This window comes from Micromonospora tarensis (genome assembly GCF_016803395.1).
In the GTDB taxonomy this organism is placed as follows: domain Bacteria; phylum Actinomycetota; class Actinomycetes; order Mycobacteriales; family Micromonosporaceae; genus Micromonospora; species Micromonospora tarensis.
In genome coordinates this window covers 1-1,641 of the sequence record NZ_JAEVHL010000488.1, presented here as the reverse complement: position 1 = coordinate 1,641, position 1,641 = coordinate 1, and the positions used below count along the sequence as shown (strand labels likewise).

General features: G+C 68.9%; 1 protein-coding gene. It reads left to right on the top strand.

The window, feature by feature from the left end:
- A partial coding sequence (gene rho, locus JM949_RS35815; RefSeq protein ID WP_203152456.1) for a transcription termination factor Rho occupies nt 1-1,373 on the top strand: 1,373 nt, incomplete at its 5' end.
- Nucleotides 1,374-1,641: the final 268 nt, after the last annotated feature.

Below are 1,641 nucleotides of genomic sequence, written 5' to 3'. Positions count from 1 at the left end.
GGGCCGAGCGGGTCGAGCGGGCCGAGCGCAACGATCGCGGTGACCGTAACGATCGCAATGACCGCAATGACCGTGGTCAGCGCGCCGAGCGGGACAGCGACGACGACGACGGCGAGGGCGGCGGTCGGCGTGGCCGGCGCAGCCGTTTCCGGGACCGTCGCCGTGGGCGTGGCGAGCGCGCCGAGACCGGTGGCGACACCGGTGGGCGGGAGCCCCAGGTCGGCGAGGACGACGTGCTCGTCCCGGTGGCCGGCATCATCGACGTGCTGGACAACTACGCCTTCGTGCGGACCACCGGCTACCTGGCCGGCCCGAACGACGTGTACGTCTCGATGTCCCAGATCAAGAAGTACGGCCTGCGCCGTGGTGACGCGATCACCGGCGCGGTGCGGGCGGCCCGCGAGGGTGGCAACAGCGGCGACCAGCGGCGGGACAAGTACAACCCGCTGATGCGGCTGGACACGATCAACGGGATGGAGCCGGAGGAGGCGCGGCGTCGGCCCGAGTTCTACAAGCTCACCCCGCTCTACCCGCAGGAGCGCCTGCGGCTGGAGACCGAGCCGCACATCCTGACCACCCGGGTCATCGACCTGGTCATGCCGATCGGCAAGGGCCAGCGGGCGCTCATCCAGTCTCCGCCGAAGGCGGGTAAGACGATGGTGCTGCAGGCGATCGCGAACGCGATCACCCGCAACAACCCGGAGTGCCACCTGATGGTGGTGCTGGTGGACGAGCGGCCCGAAGAGGTCACCGACATGCAGCGGTCGATCAAAGGCGAGGTCATCGCGGCCACGTTCGACCGTCCGCCGCAGGACCACACCACTGTCGCGGAGCTGGCCATCGAGCGAGCCAAGCGGCTGGTCGAGCTTGGACACGACGTGGTCGTGCTGCTCGACTCGGTGACCCGGCTCGGTCGGTCGTACAACCTGGCGGCGCCGGCCAGTGGCCGGATCATGTCGGGTGGTATCGACTCCACCGCGCTCTACCCGCCGAAGCGCTTCCTCGGCGCGGCCCGCAACATCGAGAACGGCGGGTCGTTGACCATCATCGCCACGGCGCTGGTGGAGACCGGGTCCATGGCCGACACGGTCATCTTCGAGGAGTTCAAGGGCACCGGTAACGCGGAGTTGAAGCTGGACCGGAAGATCGCCGACAAGCGGACCTTCCCGGCCATCGACATCAACCCGTCCGGTACGCGTAAGGAAGAGGTCCTGCTCGCACCCGAGGAGCTGGCCATCATCCACAAGCTCCGGAAGGTGCTGCACTCGCTGGACTCGCAGGCCGCGATGGATCTTCTGCTGGACCGGCTCAAGCAGTCCCGGACCAACATCGAGTTCCTGATGCAGATCGCGAAGTCGACGCCGGGGGAGTGACCAACCCCGGGTGACCGACGACGAAGGGGCACGGCCGACGCGGCCGTGCCCCTTCGTCGCGTCCGCCCACCGTGCCTGGAATTTTCCTTCGGTTCGGTCGACAGGTCTTGAAACTTCTATTCATGGCCGGGTTGACTGTCGTCCATGCGTACCCGCAGACGATCCGCCCACCGCACCGGCGTCCTGCTGTTGACGCCGCTGCTCGCCCTGGCCGCGCCAGCGCCGGCCACCGCCGCACCCGCGACCCGGCCCGTCGCCGCCCCGGCCG